17 protein-coding genes are annotated in these 19,707 nt (G+C 70.9%); 13 read left to right on the top strand and 4 right to left on the bottom strand.

The features are described from left to right. The first annotated feature begins 169 nt into the window (after positions 1-169). From M1L60_RS11000 to M1L60_RS11025, 6 genes are all read left to right on the top strand, one after another. On the top strand, positions 170-976 hold the full coding sequence (locus tag M1L60_RS11000) for a hypothetical protein (RefSeq protein WP_253237253.1): 807 nt from the start codon (positions 170-172) through the stop codon (positions 974-976). A gap of 39 nt (positions 977-1,015) precedes the next feature. Then, the gene (locus tag M1L60_RS11005; protein ID WP_253237254.1) at positions 1,016-3,739 is read left to right on the top strand and encodes an AfsR/SARP family transcriptional regulator; all 2,724 of its coding nucleotides are present in this window, start codon (positions 1,016-1,018) and stop codon (positions 3,737-3,739) included. Further along, entirely contained in the window at positions 3,732-4,793 is a 1,062-nt protein-coding gene (locus M1L60_RS11010) for a class I SAM-dependent methyltransferase (RefSeq protein WP_253237255.1), read from the top strand. Before M1L60_RS11005 ends, M1L60_RS11010 begins: the two co-directional genes overlap by 8 nt. A gap of 84 nt (positions 4,794-4,877) precedes the next feature. After that, positions 4,878-5,504 carry a phosphoribosyltransferase gene (locus tag M1L60_RS11015; RefSeq protein WP_253237256.1) on the top strand — a complete coding sequence of 209 codons (627 nt, stop codon included), beginning with the start codon at positions 4,878-4,880 and terminating at the stop codon, positions 5,502-5,504. Between the two features lie 19 nt (positions 5,505-5,523). Then, positions 5,524-6,702 (top strand): MFS transporter, encoded by a 1,179-nt coding sequence (locus M1L60_RS11020; protein WP_253237257.1) that lies wholly within the window; start codon positions 5,524-5,526, stop codon positions 6,700-6,702. 10 nt (positions 6,703-6,712) lie between these two features. After that, complete coding sequence (locus tag M1L60_RS11025) at positions 6,713-7,276, top strand: HIT family protein (protein ID WP_253237258.1); 564 nt, start codon at positions 6,713-6,715, stop codon at positions 7,274-7,276. Here the strand turns inward: M1L60_RS11025 and M1L60_RS11030 are convergent. Together M1L60_RS11030 and M1L60_RS11035 are read right to left on the bottom strand one after the other, a co-directional pair. Next, positions 7,243-7,650, bottom strand: a complete 408-nt coding sequence (locus M1L60_RS11030) for a hypothetical protein (RefSeq protein ID WP_253237259.1) — start codon at positions 7,648-7,650, stop codon at positions 7,243-7,245. The genes M1L60_RS11025 and M1L60_RS11030 overlap by 34 nt on opposite strands. 15 nt (positions 7,651-7,665) lie before the next feature. After that, a complete protein-coding gene (locus M1L60_RS11035; RefSeq protein WP_253237260.1) occupies positions 7,666-9,105 on the bottom strand; it encodes a D-alanyl-D-alanine carboxypeptidase family protein in 1,440 nt (479 codons plus the stop codon). A 1,759-nt stretch (positions 9,106-10,864) separates the two neighbouring features. On the opposite strand from M1L60_RS11035, the gene M1L60_RS11040 reads away from it, so the two are divergent. From M1L60_RS11040 to M1L60_RS11050, 3 genes are read left to right on the top strand one after another with little or no spacing between them, the layout of a single operon-like run. Next, the gene (locus tag M1L60_RS11040) at positions 10,865-12,208 is read left to right on the top strand and encodes a ferredoxin reductase family protein (RefSeq protein WP_253237261.1); all 1,344 of its coding nucleotides are present in this window, start codon (positions 10,865-10,867) and stop codon (positions 12,206-12,208) included. A gap of 25 nt (positions 12,209-12,233) precedes the next feature. Continuing rightward, on the top strand, positions 12,234-12,635 hold the full coding sequence (locus tag M1L60_RS11045) for an SRPBCC family protein (RefSeq protein ID WP_253237262.1): 402 nt from the start codon (positions 12,234-12,236) through the stop codon (positions 12,633-12,635). 34 nt (positions 12,636-12,669) lie between these two features. Beyond that, entirely contained in the window at positions 12,670-13,230 is a 561-nt protein-coding gene (locus M1L60_RS11050) for a hypothetical protein (RefSeq protein ID WP_253237407.1), read from the top strand. A gap of 112 nt (positions 13,231-13,342) precedes the next feature. Here the strand turns inward: M1L60_RS11050 and M1L60_RS11055 are convergent, their stop codons facing one another. Then, positions 13,343-14,113: an alpha/beta fold hydrolase gene (locus M1L60_RS11055; RefSeq protein WP_253237263.1), complete on the bottom strand. Its 771-nt coding sequence runs from the start codon at positions 14,111-14,113 to the stop codon at positions 13,343-13,345. A gap of 105 nt (positions 14,114-14,218) precedes the next feature. Here M1L60_RS11055 and M1L60_RS11060 point away from each other — a divergent pair, with 105 nt between their 5' ends. Together M1L60_RS11060 and M1L60_RS11065 are read left to right on the top strand one after the other, a co-directional pair. Next, positions 14,219-14,851, top strand: coding sequence for a DUF6082 family protein (locus M1L60_RS11060; protein ID WP_253237264.1), 633 nt, complete (start codon positions 14,219-14,221; stop codon positions 14,849-14,851). A 616-nt stretch (positions 14,852-15,467) separates the two neighbouring features. Next, entirely contained in the window at positions 15,468-16,517 is a 1,050-nt protein-coding gene (locus M1L60_RS11065; protein WP_253237265.1) for an aldo/keto reductase, read from the top strand. 117 nt (positions 16,518-16,634) lie between these two features. Here M1L60_RS11065 and ald read toward each other — a convergent pair whose 3' ends face one another. After that, on the bottom strand, positions 16,635-17,771 hold the full coding sequence (gene ald, locus M1L60_RS11070; RefSeq protein ID WP_253237266.1) for an alanine dehydrogenase: 1,137 nt from the start codon (positions 17,769-17,771) through the stop codon (positions 16,635-16,637). A gap of 119 nt (positions 17,772-17,890) precedes the next feature. On the opposite strand from ald, the gene M1L60_RS11075 reads away from it, so the two are divergent. Further along, on the top strand, positions 17,891-18,361 hold the full coding sequence (locus M1L60_RS11075) for an Lrp/AsnC family transcriptional regulator (RefSeq protein ID WP_253237267.1): 471 nt from the start codon (positions 17,891-17,893) through the stop codon (positions 18,359-18,361). A gap of 103 nt (positions 18,362-18,464) precedes the next feature. After that, a complete protein-coding gene (locus tag M1L60_RS11080) occupies positions 18,465-19,688 on the top strand; it encodes a GAF domain-containing sensor histidine kinase (protein ID WP_253237268.1) in 1,224 nt (407 codons plus the stop codon). Positions 19,689-19,707 lie beyond the last annotated feature (19 nt).

The raw sequence follows: 19,707 nt of genomic DNA on the forward strand, positions 1-19,707 counted from the left end.
CGTTCGGCGTCACCGGTCATGCGCGATGATCCGGCGTCACCGGCCGGCCTCACGATGGCCCGCGTCACCGGCCTGCCCCGAAAGCTACCCGTCAGGCGGACTGATTCGGCGAGCCGGGCGGTCGTTGCGCGGCACTTCGATCATGGAGTGTGATGCGGGCGGAGGTTCCATGGGGTTGGAGATCGACTTCCACGACAACGACGCGCTGATGTGGGGCCGGCGGCTGTCGCTGGTCGTGGGCGTGGTGGGTGTGCTGCTGGTGCTGGCGGCGGTCCTGGTGTCGTGGGCGGCCCCGGTCGGGATCTTCGGGGGCGTGGCAGTCTTCGTCGCGGTGAGCGGGCGGATCGGGACCGCTCTGGAGCTCAAGTACGGGCGCTTGCCGCTGGCCCAGCCCGTCGCCGTGGCTCACCACGGGAACGCCCGGCGGCGGTCGATGCGGCGCAGCAGCGGCGTGCCGTGGGCGACCGTCGCGCTCGGCGGCGTGACCCTGCTGGCGGCGTTCGGGGGTGGGGACGCGGGCGGGCTGGAGTACCTCTTCGTGGCCGCCGGTCTCGCCTTCGTGCTGTTCGGGCTGCTGGTAGGGCCGTTCGCGGGTTTCACGGTCACGCCCGAGCACCTGCACGTCGACACGGCCTTCCGGCGTACGAGCGTGCCGCGCCACCTGATCGGCGAGTTCGAGAGCGACGAGCTCGACGTCCGCCTGCGGCTGCGCAACCGTGACTTCCTGGACATCCGCGTCGACTCGCCGATCATGGAATACACCTCGAACGGCTACTGGATGAACGCGCGCTGCCGCTTCCGGACGGTGGCCAAGCTGGTCCGCATGCTGCACGAGGTACGCGAGGAACCCGGTTCGGACCAGGCCGTGACCCATCACCGGCGGCCGGTGGTGATGGCCCTGACCGGGCTGGCCGCGGCCGGCATCCTGGTGACGGCCGTGATCGGGCTGATGGGCGACTGGGGTGCGGCCGGATAAGGGCTGGCCCCGATCGATGCGCGGCGCCGAGAATGGGGCGTGCACGTCATCGGGCTGCTGGGGCCGGTCGAGCTGCGGGTCGACGGGCAGCCGGTCGCGCTCGGCGGGGCGCCGCAACGGGTGGTGCTGGCCCGGTTGGCCCTGGCCGAGGGACGCGTGGTCCCGGTCGGTGAGCTGGTCGAGGCGCTGTGGGGTGACGACCCGCCGGGTAACGCGGTCGGCAACCTGCACAGTTACGTGTCGCGGCTGCGGCGGCACATCGACGTCGTCCGCGAGCCCGGCGGATACCGGCTCGAGCGGCCCGAATCAGATCTCGGCGAGGCGGAACGCCTGGTCGCGGCCGGTCAGTTGGACGAGGCGCTCGGTCTGTGGCGCGGGGACGCGCTGGCCGATGTGGCCGACCGGCTGGCCTTCGCGCCCGACGTGGCCCGCCTGGCCGAGTGGCGGCGGCATCTGCGCGAGGAGTGGTTCGAGCAGCGGCTCGCCTCGGGCGACGCGGCGGGGGCGTTGCCCGAGATCGAGGCGTACGCGACCGCGGAACCGATGCGGGAGCGGGCCTGCCTGTTGCACATGCGGGCGCTGCACCAGACCGGGCGCACGGCCGAGGCGCTGGCGGCCGGGCGGGCGTACCGGGAAAGGGTGGTCGACGGGCACGGCGTCGACCCGTCGCCGGCGCTGGACGACCTGCAGCGACGCATTCTGGCCGAGGACCCGGTACTACGGCCGGGCCGGCCTCGAGCGCCGCGGCGGCGGGCCGATCGGTTCTTCGGGCGGCGCGACGAACTGGCTGCCCTGCGCGCGGCTCTCGCCGACGGGCGGGTGACGACGCTGGTCGGGCCGGGCGGCGTGGGCAAGACGCGGCTGATGACCGAGGCCCTGACCGGCGACGAGCTGGTCGTCGAGCTGGCCGAGCGGTCGGTCCCGGGCGATGTCGCGGTGGCGGTGGCCGGGGCGCTGGGGCTGCGGGCGGCGCCGCGCGGCGGGACGGTGGCCATCGCGGACCGGTTGGGCGCGGCGCCGGCCCTGCTCGTGCTGGACAACTGCGAGCATCTGCTGGACGCCGTGCGCGAGCTGGTCAACGAGATCCTGGTGCGGTGTCCGCGGGTGCGGGTGCTGGCCACCTCGCGGCAGCGGCTCGGGGTGGCGGGGGAGCGGGTGCTGCGGCTGGGGCCGCTGCCCGAGGCCGATCGGGTGGCGCTGTTCTGCGACCGGGCGGCGCTGTTGCGGGCCGATTTTCCGCAGGACGAGCGCAGCCGGGAGCTGGCGGCCGAGGTGTGCGGGCTGGTCGACGGGCTGCCGCTGGCGGTCGAGCTGGCGGCCCGGCGCGAGGCGGTGTTCGGGCTGGCCCACCTGCGGGACACGCTGGGGGCGGGTTTGCAGGTGCTCGACCCGGCCCGGGGCGGGGACCGGGCGACCGCGGTGAGCGCGACCGTCGAGTGGTCGTACCGGCTGCTCGACCCGTCTGCGCAGGCGCTGCTCGACCGGCTCGCGGTGTGCCGGGGCGGCTTCGACATCAGCATTCTGCCCTATTTGTCCCAGGAAGCCGCCGTGCTGGCCGAGCTCGTCGACGCCTCCCTGGTGGTGTGCGACGTCAATCAAGATCCGCCGCGCTACCGCCTGTTGGAGACCGTGCGGCACGTCGCGCTGACCCACGGGAACGAGGACCGGGACGCGCACGCCCGCTGGATGCTCGACTTCATCACCGACCTGCGACGGCGCCAGCGCGTCCGCAACCCGGACACGACCCCGGCCCTGCGCCGCGAGCGCGGCAACCTGCAGGCGGCGCTGGCCTGGTGGGAGCACCGGGACGAGGGCGCGCGACTGGCCGCGTGGACCGCGGTCGCCGGGTCCGACGCGCCCGACCCGGGGCTCACCGCGCAACTCGCCCGGTTCCGGCCCGGTCGGGTCGAGACCGAGAGCGATGCGTTGCGGGCGCTCGCGGCGGGCACCAGCGAATGGCTCGAAGGGCGGCTGAGCGAGGCGGATCGGCTGCTCAGCGCCGCGATCGGCCGGCTGCCGGAGCGGCACGCGCTGACCGGGGCGGCGCTGCTGCTGCGCATCTCGAACTCGATGTTCGTCGGGCGGGCCGACCTGGTGCGGGCCGACGCGCAGCGGCTGCGCGAGAACGCGTGGGCGCCGGCCTGGACGCGGACGACCGGGATGTGTTGCGCGGCCCTCATGGACGCCTACGGCGGGGACGCGGCGGCGGGATTGCGCCGCTTGGAGGCGTACGGGAAGGAACTGGTCTCGGACCGGCTCGACGGGTTCGTGCCGTTCACCCGGGGCGAGCTGCTGGCCGGCACGGACCCGGAGGCCGCGCTGAGCTGCTACGACGAGTCGCTGCGGCGGACTGAGCAGGCGGGACTGGGCTACACGGCGAACATCGCGCGGGTGGCCCGCGCGGCGGTGCTGATCCGGCTCGGCCGGCCCGCCGAGGCGGTCGAGGCCTGCCGCCGGACGATCGGGCAGGTGCGCGCGGCGGGCATGACGGCCCAGCTCTGGACCATGCTGCGGCTGACCGCCGAGCTACTGGGATCGCTGGGGTGCGACGAACCGGCGGCCGTGCTGGTGGCAGCGGCCGACGACGACCCGTACGCGCCGGCGGTGATGGGCCCGGACGTCGAGCGCCTGGCCCGGCTGCGAGCGCCGGTCACCGGGCCGCCGCCGGAGGACATCGCGGAGTACGCGCTGTTCTGGCTGGAGCAGCAAGGCGCGAGCAAGGACGTGGCAAGCGGCGGCGCGCATCGTTCGGGGCATGACTGACACCCAGATCGATGAGGCCCGCGTCGAAGCGTTCGCCGGGCAACTGCTGACCGACTTCGCCGGGGCCGGCACGACCGCCCTGACCGTGCTCGGCGACCGGCTCGGGCTCTACCGCGCGCTCACCGGCGCCGGACCGACCACGGCGGCCAAACTCGCCGCCACCACCGGGCTGCAGCCGCGCCTGGTGACCGAATGGCTGACCGCCCAGACCGTTTCCGGCCACCTGATCGGCGACGGGGAGACGTTCGAGCTCCCGCTCGAGCACGCGCTCGCGCTGTCCGTCGTCGATTCCCCGGCGTACGTGATCGGGGGCGCCGACATCATCGCCGGGTACTTCCTGACGCTGGACAAGCTCGAGCGGGCCTTCCGCGGCGACGGCGGCGTGGCCTACGGCGAGATGCCGGGTTGCCTGCACGAGGGGATCGAGCGGTTCTTCCGTACGGCCTACGTGAACCACCTCGCCCAGAGCTGGTTCCCGGCCGTGCCCGGACTGGTCGACAAGCTCACGGCCGGCGCCCGCGTGGCCGACATCGGGTGCGGGCACGGGGTGGCCACGCTGCTCGTCGGGCAGACCTGGCCCGCGTCGACGGTGACCGGTTTCGACAACCACGCGCCCTCGATCACGGCCGCGCGGGCCAACGCCGTCGCGGCCGGCAGCCCGGGCAACGTGTCGTTCGAGGTCGGCGACTCCGGGGCGCTGACCGGGGAGTACGACGTGGTCGTGTACTTCGACTCGCTGCACGACCTCGGGGACCCGCGGGCGTCGTTGCGGGCCGCGTACGACGCGCTGGCCGAGGGCGGGCTGCTGGTGGCGGTCGAGCCCTGGTCGGCCGACGACTTCACCACCGTGATCGGGAACCCGCTGGTGCGGGCGAACTACAACGCGTCGACGGCGCTGTGCACGCCGGGGTCGCTGTCGCAGCCGGGGGCGTACGGGCTGGGCACGCAGGGCGGTCCGGCGCGGCGACTCGCCCTGCTGGCCGAGGCGGGCCTCGCGGACCCGGTCGTGGCCGCCGATACCGGCTTCAACCTGGTGCTGGCCGCCCGACGCTGACAAGTCGGGACGTATGGGACGTGTCCTTGGGGGTACGTCCCCTACGTGGCCCTCTTTGTTGATCGGGACGACGCGGGACGGCAATTGGCCGAGGCGGTCGCGGCCCAGGTGCCCAAGCATCCGGGGCCGGCGCCGCTGGTGCTCGCCCTGCCGCGGGGCGGTGTGCCGGTCGCCGTGCGGGTGGCGGCCCGGATCGGGGCCGAGCTCGACATCGTGCTGGTCCGCAAGATCGGGGCGCCGGGGCACGAGGAGTACGGGGTGGGGGCGATGGCCGAGGACGGGCCGCCCGTATTCGATGAGCCGAGCCTGTTGAGGCTTGGTTTGACGACAGAGGGACTGGCCGAGGCGGTAGACCGCCAACGTGTCGAGCTGGGTCGCCGCGTACGAAAATATCGGGGCACCCAGCCGCCGCCGGATCCGGCAGGCCGGGAAGTCGTGGTTGTGGATGACGGCTTGGCGACGGGGGTGACGGCTCGGGCCGCGCTGCAGTGGTTGCGGGGGCATCATCCGGTGCGGCTGGTCCTGGCGACGCCCGTGTGTGCGCCGGGGGCGGGATTGTCGGTGGGGGCGGATACCGTGATCTGTCTGAGCGAACCGCCGGGGTTCCGCTCGGTCGGGCAGTGGTACGAGAACTTCGAGCAGCTCACCGACGCCGATGTCGAGCGGTGGCTTCGCTCACATGTGAGCGATGATATGTACGAGCGTACATAGCGTCTGTACGCTCGTACGCATGACGACTCTGGCTGCCGCGCCCACGCGGCAGGCTCGCCTGGCGCGCGCCGCGGTCGCCGCGCTGTTCCTCACCAACGGCGCGGTGTTCTTCAACGTCGTGCCCCGCTACCCCCAGATCAAGGCCGACCTGGGCGTCTCCAACGCGCTGTTCGGCACGGCCATCGCGGCCATGCCGGTCGGCGCGCTGCTGGCCGGCCTGCTCGCGGGCGCGGTGATCCGGCGGCTCGGCTCGGCCCGCACGGCGTCGTTCGGCATCGTCCTGCTGACGCTGGCCACGCTGCTGATCCCGATCGCGCCCCACTGGACGGTGTTCGCGGGCGCGCTCTTTGTCGTCGGCGCGCTCGACTCGATCATCGACGTCGCACAGAACGCCCACGGCCTGCGGGTCCAGCGCCTCTACGGGCGCTCGATCCTCAACTCGCTGCACGGCGTGTGGAGCATCGGGGCCGTGCTCGGCGGTCTGATGGGCGCGGCCGCGGCCGGTCTGTCGACGCCGCTCTGGCTGCACCTGACGATCTCGGCCGTGCTGTTCAGCGCGGTGGCCCTGGTCGCCTTCCGCTTCCTGCTGCCGGGGGCCGAGGACGCCGAGCGCACCGACGTCGTTGTGGAAAAGCGCCCGTTCACCGGCGTCGCGGTGAAGATGCTGGCCGCGCTCGGTCTGCTCGCGGCCGCGGGTGCCCTGGTCGAGGATGCTGGCGCCTCGTGGGGCGCGCTTTTCCTGAGCGAAGACCTCAACGCGGGCGCGGCCACCGCCGGCCTGGCCGTGGTGGCGATGCAGGTGGCGATGACCGTCGGCCGTCTCACCGGCGACCGGGTGGTCGACCGCTTCGGGCAGCGCACGGTCGTCCGCGCCGGTGGCCTGCTGGCCGCGGTCGGCATGGGCGCGGCGCTGGCCTTCCCGTCGGTGCCGTCCGCGCTGGCCGGGTTCGCGCTGGCCGGGCTGGGCGTGGCGACGCTGGTGCCGGCGGCCATGCACACGGCCGACGAGCTCCCCGGGTTGTCACCGGGCACGGGCCTGACCATCGTGAGCTGGCTGCTGCGGGGCGGCTTCCTGCTGTCGCCGCCACTGGTGGGCCTGATCGCCGACCAGTCCAGCCTGCGGGTGGGCCTGCTCAGCGTGGTGCTGGCCGGCGTGGTCACGCTGGTCCTGGGCCGGGTGCTGGTCAACCGGGCCTAGGCTCGCCGGCATGGCACTCAAGCTCAACCCCGACACGGTGATCGCGGTCGAACCGCTGTGGACGCTGTCGGTCAACTGGAACCAGAACCTGATCGGCAAGACCATGCTCGTGGCCAACCGCCCCGTCGAATCGGTGACCGCGCTCAGCCCCGATGAATGGACCGATCTGCGTACGCAGATCGCGCGTCTCACCGCGGCCGTGTCCAGCCTGTTCGCGCCCGACCAGTTCAACCACGCGTTCCTCATGAACGCCAACGCCCAGGTCCACCTGCACGTGGTGCCACGGTATCGCTCACCCCGGAACTGGCAGGGGCACACGTTCGTCGACCCGCACTTCGGCGAGCTCTACGGCAAGGAGCAACAGATCCTCGACGGCCCGGACCTGGCCCTCTTGACCCGCCAGATCCGGGAGCGCCTGACTCGAGGAGGACTTCACCCCGTTGAGAAGAGGTCTTCGAGTAGCGCCGCGGCGCAGAAGGCGGTCTCCGAGGGCTCCGAAAGCCCTCTCCAGCTCTGCCCGCCCCAGAAGCGCGTCGTCGCTCACGCTGCTTCCAGATCGCGGGCGGAAAGGTAGACGCCGTGCTTACGGAAAGCGGCCGGAGCGGTGACCAGCGCCTCCATACGCTTGGAAGGAAGCGAGGAGGTGAACCAGGGGGTGGCGAGGTGCCGCGACCTCGTCCACTCGGGCGGAGCCAAATCCATCTGGGCGGCTAGATGCTCAGCCAGAGCCGCCAGCAGGACATCCCATTTGTCAGTGCCGATGGGTGCGGGCTCGTCGCGGATCAGCTCGACCTGCCGCTCGGCGGGTTCCCACCGGTACTCCTCGAGGAATTCCCAGACGTACTTCCACTGGGTCTCCTCGTCCCTCTCGCGCACCAGAAACAGAGCGAGGGCAGCCATGGTCATGGGTTGATAAGACATGGCCGCCTGCCCTTCTTCATCTGCCACACGGTATTACCGATCCTACGTGCGACGGGTCAGGCGCCACCACACCGAGGGGTCGGACGTCGTGGCGTCGGCGCGCAGGTCCACCCGTACGCCCGAAGCTTGAACTGTGCCGACCGGCTGGCCCGCGGTCACCGAAGCGCCCGGAGCGGTCGTACTGACCTTGAGCGGGACGGTCAGGCCGGGCCAGCCGACCACCTTGAGCGGCGTGGCCGGGCGGACCGGGGTGGTGTCGCCCCAAGCCGTACGGATCTCACCCACCGGATCGGCCGGAAGCAGCGTGTACTGCTTGACCGTCTGACGGACCGCGCGCAGCAGGGTCTTGATCTCTTTGTTGACGTTGGCCAGCTGCTCCGGTGTGTTGAGTCCGGGCTGGTTGAACACGGCCCCGACGATGGTCAGCTTGCGCCCGCCGACGGTGAGACGCGCGGCGAACAGCAGACAGCCGCCGGCCTCATCGGTCGACCCGGTCTTGATTCCGAACACGCCCTGCACGCCGAGCAGGTCGTTGTAGTTCCGGATCTTGCCGGCGACCGGGATGGTGGCGCTGGGCAGCGCGACGATCTCGGCGAAGACCTCCGACTTGAGCGCGGCCCGGGCCAGCTTGACCTGATCGGGGGCGGTGCTGATGGTCGTGGGCAGGTAGCCGCTGGGGTCGGTGTACTTGGTGTCGGCCATGCCCAGGTCGTCGGCGGCGGCGTTCATCTTGTCGACGAAGGCGCTCTCCGAGCCGGCGTCCCAGATCGCCAGCTGGTGGGCGATGTTGTTGGCCGAGGGCAGCATGAGGGCCTCGATGGCGTCGCGCTCGGTCAGCTTCTCCCCGACCCGCACGGGTACGAGGGACTGGTTGCTGGCGATCCGGGCCTGGTAGTCGGCGACGTCGGCGGCGGTCACGGTGAGGGACGGGCCCTCTTCGTCCCCGCTGAGGGGGTGGTCGCGCAGGATTACGTACGCGGTCATGACCTTGGCGACGCTGCCGATGGGGGCGGCTTCGTCGGGGCCTGAGCCGCCCAGCCGGCCGAGGCCCTCGATCATGAGCTCGGCTGAGCCCTGGTCGGGCCATGGCAGGTCAGGCGCCTTGCCGGGGACCTTCATGGTGGCGGCGACCGTGGTGGCCAGGGTGGCCGCCGGCAAGGATCGGGTGAGCTGCGCGGTGGCGCCGGCGCCCAGCAGGGCTACCAGCAGCACTGCGGTGATCAGTACGGCCAGGAGGCGCTTCCGGCGGCGGGGAGTGGTGGTGCCGCCGCCGTACTGGGTGGGCCCGCGGCCGTACTGGGCCGGCTGCGGGGCGGGCTGGGATGCGCCGCCGTAGACGTTGCCCGGGGCGGGTCTCGGTGGTGTGAGCGGGTTCTGCTCGGGCCGGGGTGCCGGGATCGCGGCTGAGTTCGGGCGTTCGCGGGGTGGGCTCGCGAGCGGCGTCATCGGCGCAGTGCGGTCGGGGTCGTTCGGAGACTTCACCGGGCGGACCCCGGGCGTGATGGGCACCGCCAACGAACTGGCGGCACGTGGCTCGTCCCGGGAGGGTTTCTGCTCAGGCGGCGGCGCTGGGACGGCTCGCATCGCCGTCGTACGGTCCGGGTCCGTGGCGGCAGGGATCGTCGTCGTGCGGTCGGGGTCTTGGCCGGCCGGGCGAGCCGTTGGGCGGGCGGGGTCTACGTCGGCGGGGGCCGGGGTCGTGCGGTCGTGGTCTTCGGCGGCGGGGGCAGCCGTTGTGTCACCCCCGACAGACCCGGCTCCTCCTCGGCGGTCCGCAGCGTGTCCGGGAGTTGTCGCGGCCGGAAACACGGTCGTGCGGTCCGGGTCTGACGCGGTCGAGCGGTCGGGTTGCGGGCCCTCCGCTCGTTTGTCGGGCGGTACTACTCCGAGCGGCGCTGTGAGATCAGGGTCGTGGTGGGCGGGGCTGGCAGCGCCCGGCTCCGACGCTCCCCGGCCGGCCGGCGTCCTCTGCTGAGCCGATTGCGCGCCCGGGACCGCTGACGATGCCGTCGCCTGTGGATAGTTCGACGAGTGACCGACGCCGCCTGTGGACAACCGATTCGGATCGTCTTGATCGGCGTAAAATCGGCCACCACCTCCCCCTCCCACAGTGGGTGGGCTGACGTCTGTGGGCCGGCCGGCGTTCTTGGGCGAGCCGTCTGCCGGTCGGCCCTCTGCGGGCCGGTCAACGTTTGCGGGCGGGCCGGCGTTCGCGGGTTGATCGTCTGTGGGTCGGTCAACGTTTGAGGGGCGGCCGTCTTCGGGCCGGTCGACGTTCGCGGGCGGGCCGGCGTTCGCGGGTCGATCGTCTGCGGGTCGGCCGGCGTTCGTGGGCGACTTGACGTCAATGGGGTGGCCGACGGCTGGGGGCGAATCACCGTTCGCGGGCCGGCTGACATCTGCGGGCGAGCTGACGTCTTCAGGCCGGCCTCGGTTCGTGGCTGAGCCGAAGTCTGCCGGCCGCTTGGCGTTCGCGGTTGACCCGAGGTCTGTGGGTCGGCTGGGGCGCGGGAGCGAGCTGAGGTCCGCGGGCCGACCGCTGTTTGCGGGCGAGCCCAGATCAGTAGGCCGGCCGGGGTACGCGGACGAGCCAAGGTCCGTGGGTCGACTGCTCTTTGCCGGCGTGCCAGAGCCTGTGGGTTGGCCGATGGCTGCGGCCGGGCTGCCAGCTGTAGAGGGCCTGACAAGCGCAGGGGAGCTGGCATCCGCGGATGGCCCGGCAGCTGCCGGCGGGCGTGCAGCCGTGAACGGCTCGGTGGGTGCGGGCGAGTTGGCGTCCCCGGATGGCCCGCCGGCTGACGGCGGGCGCGCAGCCGTGAACGGCCCGGCGGGTGCAGGCGAGCCGGCGTCCGAGGAGGGCCCGCCAGCCGCGGGCGGGCTGATGACCGTTGGTGGCTCGCCAGCCGCGGGCGGGCTGACGACCGTGGGTGGCTCGGCATCACTTGAGGGCAGCGGGCCCGCCGCCGGCTTTTCGGGGTCGGCGGATGCCGCGCCCGTCGCGGGGATGGCCTCGGTGGGTTCATCCTCCGTCGATGGGATCGGCTGGGTCTGGTCCGTCGGCTTGGCCGGCTGCGTCACTACGTGTTGCCCCTCTCCGCCCGTCGGCCGGGCGCCCGGGCCAGTATCGCCGGGCCGCGCCACCCCGGCGCGGCCGCCGCCGCTGAACCCGGGGCGGGCCGGTGTCGTGTGGGTGATTGCGCCGCCGCACGATCACCGCTAGAACACCCCCGGGAGGTTCCGGATGACCACCGCAACCCGGCCGCAGCTGCGGCTCACCGGTCAGGCCCGGGCGGCGTACGTGCTGCTCTGGGCCTTTCTGCTGCTCAACCTCGTCATTGTCGAGCTCATGCTCACCCGCCCGAACACCCCGGCTCACAACACATTGACCACCATAGGCCGGGTTCTCGGCCTGCATCTCGGGTTCGCGCTGGCCCTGCAGCTGCTGCTGATCGCCCGTCTGCCGTTCCTCGACCGGCGCATCGGCCTGGACCGGCTCACCGGCTGGCACCGCTGGACCGGGTTCGCCATTTTCTGGCTGGTGCTGCTGCATCCGACATTCGTGCTGCTCGGCTACTCCCAGCCGGGCAAGATCCCGATCCTGAGCGAGATCCCCACGCTGGCCAAGCAGTTGCCGGTGGCGCTCGGCATGATCGCGGCGATTCTGATCGGCGTCATCGCGGCGACCTCGGTGCGGGCCGTGCGCAAACGTGTTCCGTACGAGGCCTGGCACACGATCCACCTGCTGGTCTATGCGGTGATCGTGCTCGGCGTCGTCCACCAGGTCTACGAGGGCAGCGCCTTCAAGACCAACAACTACACCCAGGCGTACTGGTGGGGGTTGTGGGCCTTCGCGATCGGGGCGCTGCTGACCGGCCGTGTCTTCCTGCCGTTGATCCGCAACCTCCGGCACCGGATGCGGGTGGCGGCGGTGGTGGCCGAGGCGCCCGACGTGGTGTCCGTGCATGTGACCGGGCGTGATCTGCACAAGCTGCACGCGCGGGCCGGGCAATTCTTCCTGTGGCGGTTCCCGGGTCACAACCGGTGGTGGCAGGTCAACCCGTGGTCACTCTCGGCTGCGCCCGATGGTCACTCGCTGCGATTGACAGCCAAAGCCATCGGTACGACCAGTGCCGGCCTGCGCGATCTGCCGGTCGGCACGCGGGTGTTCGCCGAGGGCCCGTACGGCGCTTTCACCGCGACCGGACGCACCCGCACCGACACCCTGCTGATCGCCGGAGGCATCGGCGTGACCCCGATCCGCGCGCTCCTCGAGGACGAGTCGCTCGACGGTGACATCGTGGTTCTCTACCGCGTACGCACTCCGGCCGACGCGGTGCTGCTGGGCGAGCTGCGCAATCTGGCCCGCTTGCGCGGCGCGCGCCTGCACCTGCTGACCGGCCGCACCGTCGAGGGCAACCAGCCGTTCAGCCCCGAGAACCTGCGCGGCCTCGTCCCCGACATCACCGAGCGCGACGTATACGTCTGTGGCCCGGCCGCCATGACCAATGCGGTGCTGCACAGCCTGCGAGCGCTGCGAGTGCCCGCCCGGCAACGCCACGCCGAGGTGTTCCGACTGGCCGCCTGACCGGCAGAAGCGGAGGATCAGGGGCATGACCACTGATACGGCCCACATCGCGGAGCGCATCGACCGCCCGGCCAACGACGTCTACGCGTACGTGTCCAACCCCGCCAACCTGACGGCCTGGGCGCCCGGTCTGGGCGAGTCGGTGGAGCAGGAGGACGGCGACTGGTACGTGCATTCGGCGGCCCTGGGCGGCCGGGTCCGCGTCGAGTTCGCCCCCAAGAACGGCTTCGGCGTCCTCGACCACCTGGTCACCCTCGAGTCGGGCCGGCAGTTCCTGAACCCGGTCCGCGTCGTCCCCTACGGCGACGGCTCCGAGATCGTCTTTTCCGTACGCCGCCCGCCCGGCACGCCCGACGCCGACTTCGCCCGCGACAGCGACAACGTCGCCGCCGACCTGGCCCGTCTGAAGCAGATCCTGGAGAAGTGAGGAACCTCCACCCCGGCACGGGTGTCCATCGGTTGTGACAAGCCGACATCTCCGCGCCGGATGGGCCGCCCTGCTCGCGGTCCTGGTGGCCGCCTGCTCGACCTCACCCACGCCGAGCGGGCCGCCATCCACGCCGACGGGGCCCTCCGCGCCGTCCGCGGCAACCGGGCCGTCCGCGCCGACCGGGTCGCCGTCCGGCGACGCGCGGCCGGACTCGGTCGACTGCGCCCACGACATCGGCGGCCGCCCGCCGGACGACAACTTCCGCCTCGTACTCGACTCGGTGGCCCTACCCACTCGGGTGCTGGAAGCACACGATTCCGGCGAGCCCGGCCGCTTGTTCGCCAAGACCGGCCTGCTCGTACGGGCCGACCGAGCCATCGAAATGACCGTGACCACGCCCGGCGTGACCCTCGGCTGGGGCAGCCCCGGCCCGGAAGGCACAACGATCAGGGTGCCACCCTGCCCGAGCCCGCAGGGCTGGCTGGCCTTCGCCGGCGGCTACGAAGTCACCGCACCCACCTGCGTAGCGCTGACCGTACGGGCCGGCGGCCGCGAGCAACAAGCCGAGGTGAGCGTCGGCGCCGAGTGCTGACCCGCGGCCCCGGCGATCGGTCTCGTCCCGCGCCGCGGAAAGCCTCCGGGCCGCGGGAAGCCTCCGGGCCGCGGGGAGCTCTGCGCCGTGGGAAGGCTCCGGGCGGCCGCGCTCAGTCGTGTTTCGGCAGGAAGTCGATCAGCGCCGCGGCGAACTGCTCCGGGCCCGTGTGGGAGGCGAAATGTGACTGACCACGAAGGATGGTGCGGGCGGCCGACGGCAGCGCGGCGGCCAGAGCCTCCATCGTGTCGGGCATCGGCGGCCAGGTGTCGCTGCCCTGCAACAGCAGCGTCGGCACGGCGATCCCGGCCCAGCGCGCGAGATCAGTCGTATCAGCAGTCATGGCCTCCAGGTCATGCAGGCAGCCGATCGCCTCGGACTCCGGCGGCGCGGCAACGGCCGGCAGGATCGCCGCCGGTACGCGGGCCACCTCTGCCGCCAGCAGCCGTGCCGCCCCGACCAGATCCCCACCGTCGAGCAGCGCGCGGTACCGGCTGAGCACCCCGATCAGAGCCGGCCCGGCCGAGAAGAGCGGTGGCTCGAACGCCACCAGCGACCGGATCCCCGCTGACGCCAGCCCGGCATGTAGGGCAACAGTGGCCCCGTACGACGTGCCAACCACATGCGCCGTGCCACCCGCCGCCTCGATCACAGTCCGCAGATCGCCCACATCATCGGCGAAGGTCTTGGGCCGTGCGCATTCACCACTGGGCGCATAACCCCGCCGCGCGTACGTCCACAGCTCGAACCGCTCCCGCAGGAACGGCACCACCGGTTCCCACGAGTCGAGCCCACCCGCCGACCCGTGCACCAACACCACAGGCGGCCCATCACCGGTCCGATTCGCCGCCAGCCGGGTCCCGTCTTCGGTTGTCAGAAGCACCCGATCAAGGTAGCGCCCGGTCACTCCACCATCGTGCGGTGCCTGAGCGCTCGTCTGAATGTTGCCCAGAGTGCTCTGCTTGCAACTGAAGGTAACTATGGCCGAGTGAAGACGATTCGTGTTTCAGTGCATCGCAGTTGGGTCATGGCAGTCGTTGGTGGGACGGCTGTCGTCGGCTTCTTTGCCATGATCGTGGTTTCGCCCTGGCTGCTGGATTCGACTGTAGGCCGGTCCGAGGACTGGCACAGGCTCTCAGAGGTGGGGCAAGCTTACGGCGGCGTATCCGCGATCCTGGCGGGACTTGCCTTCTGTGGCATCGCCGGTTCGCTGCTGCTTCAATGGCGTCAGGTCCGTCTGACTCAAGTCATGCTGCTGCGCGAACGTCACTTCGAGCTGGCGAGAATCGCCGTGGACGATCCCTCAATGGCCTTTCCGAGAATCACCGGCAAGTCCGACGTGGAGGCGCGCAGGTTAATGGTGCTCAACCTGTGGGTTGCGCATTGGTCGATGCTCTGGAACACAGGGCAACTCAGTCCGCAGGGGCTGGCCGCCCAATTCGATCTTCTCTTTAGTGAGCCCGCAGCCGTCGAATGGTGGTCTCTGGTTGGAGCGAGGTGGTCCGGCGATCCCAGTCTCAACCGGCGGGGAAGAGAATTCCAGACTATGGCGAACGAGGCTCATCAACGCGCCGTTGCCGCACAATCCGCCGCTGATGGGCAAGCTGGGGGAGCGCCTTAAGAACTGGGCGTACCCGACTGGGGGCTTGTGTCGTGAGAAGGCTCGGTGCGGCACGGTTCCGGCGGGCCAAGGTCGACAGCAATGTCGACGCCGCGGACCCCGCCAGGGCAAGCACCAGTTCCCATGTCGCCCCCAACATTACTTCCTTCGGGACGACGACGATGCGCTCGTAGTCGGCCACCCCGGCATCGGTCGGCAGTTGGGATCGGAGCACGTCGGTGTGGTGTGTCCCGACGATCGCGAAATTGCCGTCCGCCAGCCTGAAGATTGCGGGGCACGTGACGTTCGTGGAGCACCTCGGCGGGGGCCCGACGCGGCGGTCGATGCGGGAGGATGGCCGGGCGCCGTCGCCCAGCGGAGTAGATGATACGGCTGCAATTCCTGGAGAGTTCGACATCTGACTCACGCAACCATCCCCCTTGGCGGCACGTGGCCACGGAGGTATCCGAGATTTGAAGATAACTGGTCCTGCTCTCGGGATGGGCTCGGTCATGAGTCGCTGAGTGCCGATGTCGCTCTAGATCACATACGGGTTGGCGCCGTTCCGGTGGACAGCCGTCTGTGCGCGGGGAAGGCTGGGTGGAGCGTTAACGATGGTCAGGAAGAGGGAATCAGGATGCAGTACCGGCAGCTAGGCCGTACGGGTCTGCGGGTTTCGACGTTCACGCTGGGCACGATGGGCTTCGGCGGCACGGGGTGGGCGTCGCCGGTTGGCAAGATTGATGTGGCGGGGGCCCGGGAGCAGATCGCGATCGCGCGGGATGCGGGGGTCAACCTCATCGACACCGCCGACGTGTACTCGGATGGTCTCAGTGAGGAGATCCTGGGCGAGGCGCTCGGGGACAGCCGCGACGATGTGTTGATCGCGACCAAGGTGCGGATGCCGATGGGGGACGGGCCCAACGACGCCGGGCTCTCGCGGCACCACATCATTCGCGGGGCCGAGGCCAGCCTGCGGCGGCTCGGGACCGACTACATCGACCTCTACCAGGTGCACGAGTGGGACGGGCAGACGCCGCTCGAAGAGACGCTGACCGCGCTGGACGACCTGGTGCGCAGCGGCAAGGTTCGCTATGTCGGGTGCTCCAACTACTCGGCCTGGCACATGGTCAAGGCGCTCGGCATCTCGGACGCGCGGCAGCTCGAGCGGTTCGCGAGCACCCAGGTGTTCTACTCGCTGGCCAACCGGGACATCGAGGCGGAGATCGTGCCGGCCGCGCTCGACCAGGGCGTCGGCATCCTCGTGTGGAGCCCGCTGGCCGGTGGGCTGGTGTCCGGCAAGTACCGGCGTGGGGTCACGGCGCCCGAGGGCAGCCGGCACCTGTCCGAGTGGAGCGAGCCGCCGATCTACGACGAGGACAAGCTGTACGACTCGATCGAGGTCGCAGTCAAGATCGGTGAGTCGCACAACGTGTCGGCGGCGCAGGTGTCGCTGGCCTACATCGCTCAGAAGCCGGGCATCACGTCGCTGATCGTCGGGGCCCGCACCACCGAGCAGCTCAGCGACAACCTGGCCGCGGCCAACCTCGAGCTGACGGCGGACGAGGTCAAGGCGCTGGACGACGCCAGCAGCGACAACCTGCGCTACCCGTACTGGCACCAGCGCAACACCAGCACCGATCGCCTCAGCGCGGCCGACCTGTCCCACATCTCGAACTACCTCTGACCTCCGGCTACCACATGTGGTGATCGCCCGCTGGTGAGGAGGGGCTCGGTTTTTCGACGGCCGCGGGGTTTGCGGACGGCGGAAAATCGCGCCCCTCCTCACCAGCTCAAAGGGCGATCACCCGCGGAGCGAAGCGGAGCCGTCAAGCACAGCGGTGATCTCGACCGAAGGGAGGCCCAGCGCGGTCCCGACCTCGGCGTTGGTCAGGGCGCCGTCGTGGGTGCTCAGGCCCAGGGCCAGCGCGGGGTCGGCCTTCAGGGCGTCGCGCCAGCCCAGGTCGGCCAGCTTGAGCGCGTACGGCAGGGTGGCGTTGGTCAGGGCGTACGTCGAAGTGTTGGGCACCGCGCCGGGCATGTTGGCCACGCAGTAGAACACCGACTCGTGCACCTTGTAGACCGGGTTCTCGTGGGTGGTCGGCCGCGAGTCGGAGAAGCAGCCGCCCTGGTCGATGGCGATGTCGACCAGCACTGAGCCGGGCTTCATCCGCTTCACCAGGTCGTTCGAGACGAGCTTGGGCGCCTTGGCCCCGGGCACCAGCACGGCGCCGATCACCATGTCGGCCTCGATGCAGGACTGCTCCAGCGCGTACGACGAAGAGACCAGCGTCTTGACCCGGCCGCCGAACTGGGCGTCGATCTGGCGCAGGCGCGAGATGTTCAGGTCGAGCACGGTGACGTCGGCCCCCATGCCCAGCGCGATCGTCGCCGCGTTGACGCCGGAGACGCCGCCGCCGATGACCGTCACCTTGGCCGGGCTGACGCCCGGGACCCCGCCCGGCAGGACGCCGCGGCCGCCCGAGTTGCGCATCAGGCTGTACGCACCCACCTGCGGGGCGAGCCGGCCCGCGACCTCGCTCATCGGGGCCAGCAGCGGCAGCGAGCCGTCGGCCAGCTGCACCGTTTCGTAGGCGATGGCCGTCGTGCCGCTGGCCAGCAGGGCCTTGGTGCCGTCGGCGTCGGCCGCGAGGTGCAGGTAGGTGAACAGGACCTGGCCCGCGCGCAGCCGGCCGTACTCGGCGGCGATCGGTTCCTTGACCTTGAGCAAGAGGTCGGCGCGCTGCCAGACCGTGTCGGCGTCGGGCGCGATCTCGGCCCCGGCGGCCACGAAGTCCTGGTCGGTGATGGCCGAACCGGCGCCCGCGCCCGCTTCGACGAGCACACTGTGCCCGCGGCGGACGAACTCGGCCACTCCCGCGGGGGTGATCGCCACCCGGTACTCGTGGTTCTTGATCTCAGCCGGCACACCGATGTGCATCTCAGGTCCTCTCGTCGTCCGGCACAGCGTGAAACGATGTGCTGTTTGATCGCAACAAGAGCGAATAACATTCTGCTTGTACGGAGTGAGTCGAAGAAACTGCGAATGGCGGGGCGCAAATGACCGACGTACCGAAGGATCTTCGAGGTCTGGATCACATCGACCGCGAGTTGCTGGCGCTGCTCGAGACCGACGGCCGCATGCCCAACAACGCGCTGGCCGAGCGGGTCGGCATCGCGCCTTCGACCTGCTTGACCCGGATCCGGCGGCTGCGCGAGCTGGGGGCGATCCGCGGGTTCCACGCCGACGTCGACCCGGCCTGGATCGGGCGGCCCATCCAGGCCATGATCGCCGTCAGGATCCGCAGCGAGTCGCGGGACGCCATCGGCAAGTTCGCCGAGTCGCTGGCCGGCCTGCCCGCCGTACGGGATGTGTATTTCGTTTCCGGCTCTTATGACTTTCTGCTGCACGTGGCCACGGCGGACGTGGAGGATCTGCGTGAGGTGATCACCGAGCGGCTCAGCGGCACGCGCCTGATCGCCGGCACCGAGACCTACCTCATTTTCGAACACCGCAGAGGCAACCCCTGATCACCGGCCTGCACCCGCCGGACCGCTCAGGCCGCTGAGGTCGTCGCCGACCGTTAACCCCCGACAGGAGCAAGGCCGAGGCACACCGACGAAGGGCGCGGAAATGCCGGTAACACTGGTTCACGCGGACGCTGCCGAGCAGCAGCGTCTGGCGGCGCTGCGCGGCTACGGTGTGCTGGACACCGAGCCCGAGAGCGACTTCGACGACATCGCGGTGCTCGCCGCGCAGCTGTGCCGCACGCCGATCGCGCTGGTCAGCCTGGTCGACGCCGACCGTCAGTGGTTCAAGGCCCACATCGGCCTGGACATGTGCGAGACCTCCCGCGAGGATTCGTTCTGCGCCCACGCCATGTACAGCGTCGACGTCATGCAGGTGCCCGACGCCCGCCTCGACCCCCGGTTCCAGAACAATCCGCTGGTCACCGGCGCGCCCCACATCGTCTTCTACGCCGGGGCGCCGCTGGTCACCTCGACCGGCGAGGTGCTGGGCAGCCTGTGCGTCATCGACCACGAGCCGCGCCTGCTGACCCCGGCCGAGAGTCAGGGCCTGCGCACGCTGGCCCGGCACGTGGTGGCCCAGCTCGAGCTGCGGCAGTACGCCCGGGGCATCGACGCCGCCAACGAGCGGCTGCGCGAGGCCGACAAGCTCAAGGACGAGTTCATCTCACGGGTCACGCACGAGCTGCGCACCCCGCTGACCTCGATCAACGGTTACCTCGAGATGCTGGCCGAGGACGGGGTGGCGCCGGCCGCCGAGGTCGAGTTCCTGAGCCGGATCCGGCGCAACTCGGACCGGCTGATGGCGCTGGTCGACGACATGCTGCTGGCCGCGCAGGCCGGCCCGGACCAGCTGCGCCTGACCAAGCGCCGGCTCGATCTGGCCGAACTGTCGCGCGCGGCGGTCGTACGCAATCAGGTTCTGGCCGAAGGCCGCGGGCTCGAGATCCGAGCCGAGGCGTCCGAGCCGGTGCTGGTCGAGGCCGACGAGGCGCGGATGGTCCAGGTCATCGAACGGCTCGTGCTCAACGCGGTGAAGTTCACGCCGCGCGGCAGCATCACGGTCGGCGCGGCCGTTCGCGGCGATCGGGTCGAGCTCACGGTGCGCGACACCGGCATCGGGATGAGCGCGGCCGACCGGGAACGGGTGCTCGCCCCCTTCCGGCGCTCGGCCGACGCCGAACGGGCCGAGGTGCAGGGGGCCGGTCTGGGTCTGAGCATCGTCAAGGCGATCGTCGAAGGACACGGCGGTTCCGTACGCATCGAGAGCGAACCCGCTCGAGGCGCGGCCGTCGTGGTCACGCTGCCGCGGGTCGCGGGAAATATATAAGCGCTGTTACATTGCTCCG

This window comes from Paractinoplanes aksuensis (genome assembly GCF_024137025.1).
GTDB classification, from domain to species: Bacteria; Actinomycetota; Actinomycetes; order Mycobacteriales; family Micromonosporaceae; genus Actinoplanes; species Actinoplanes aksuensis.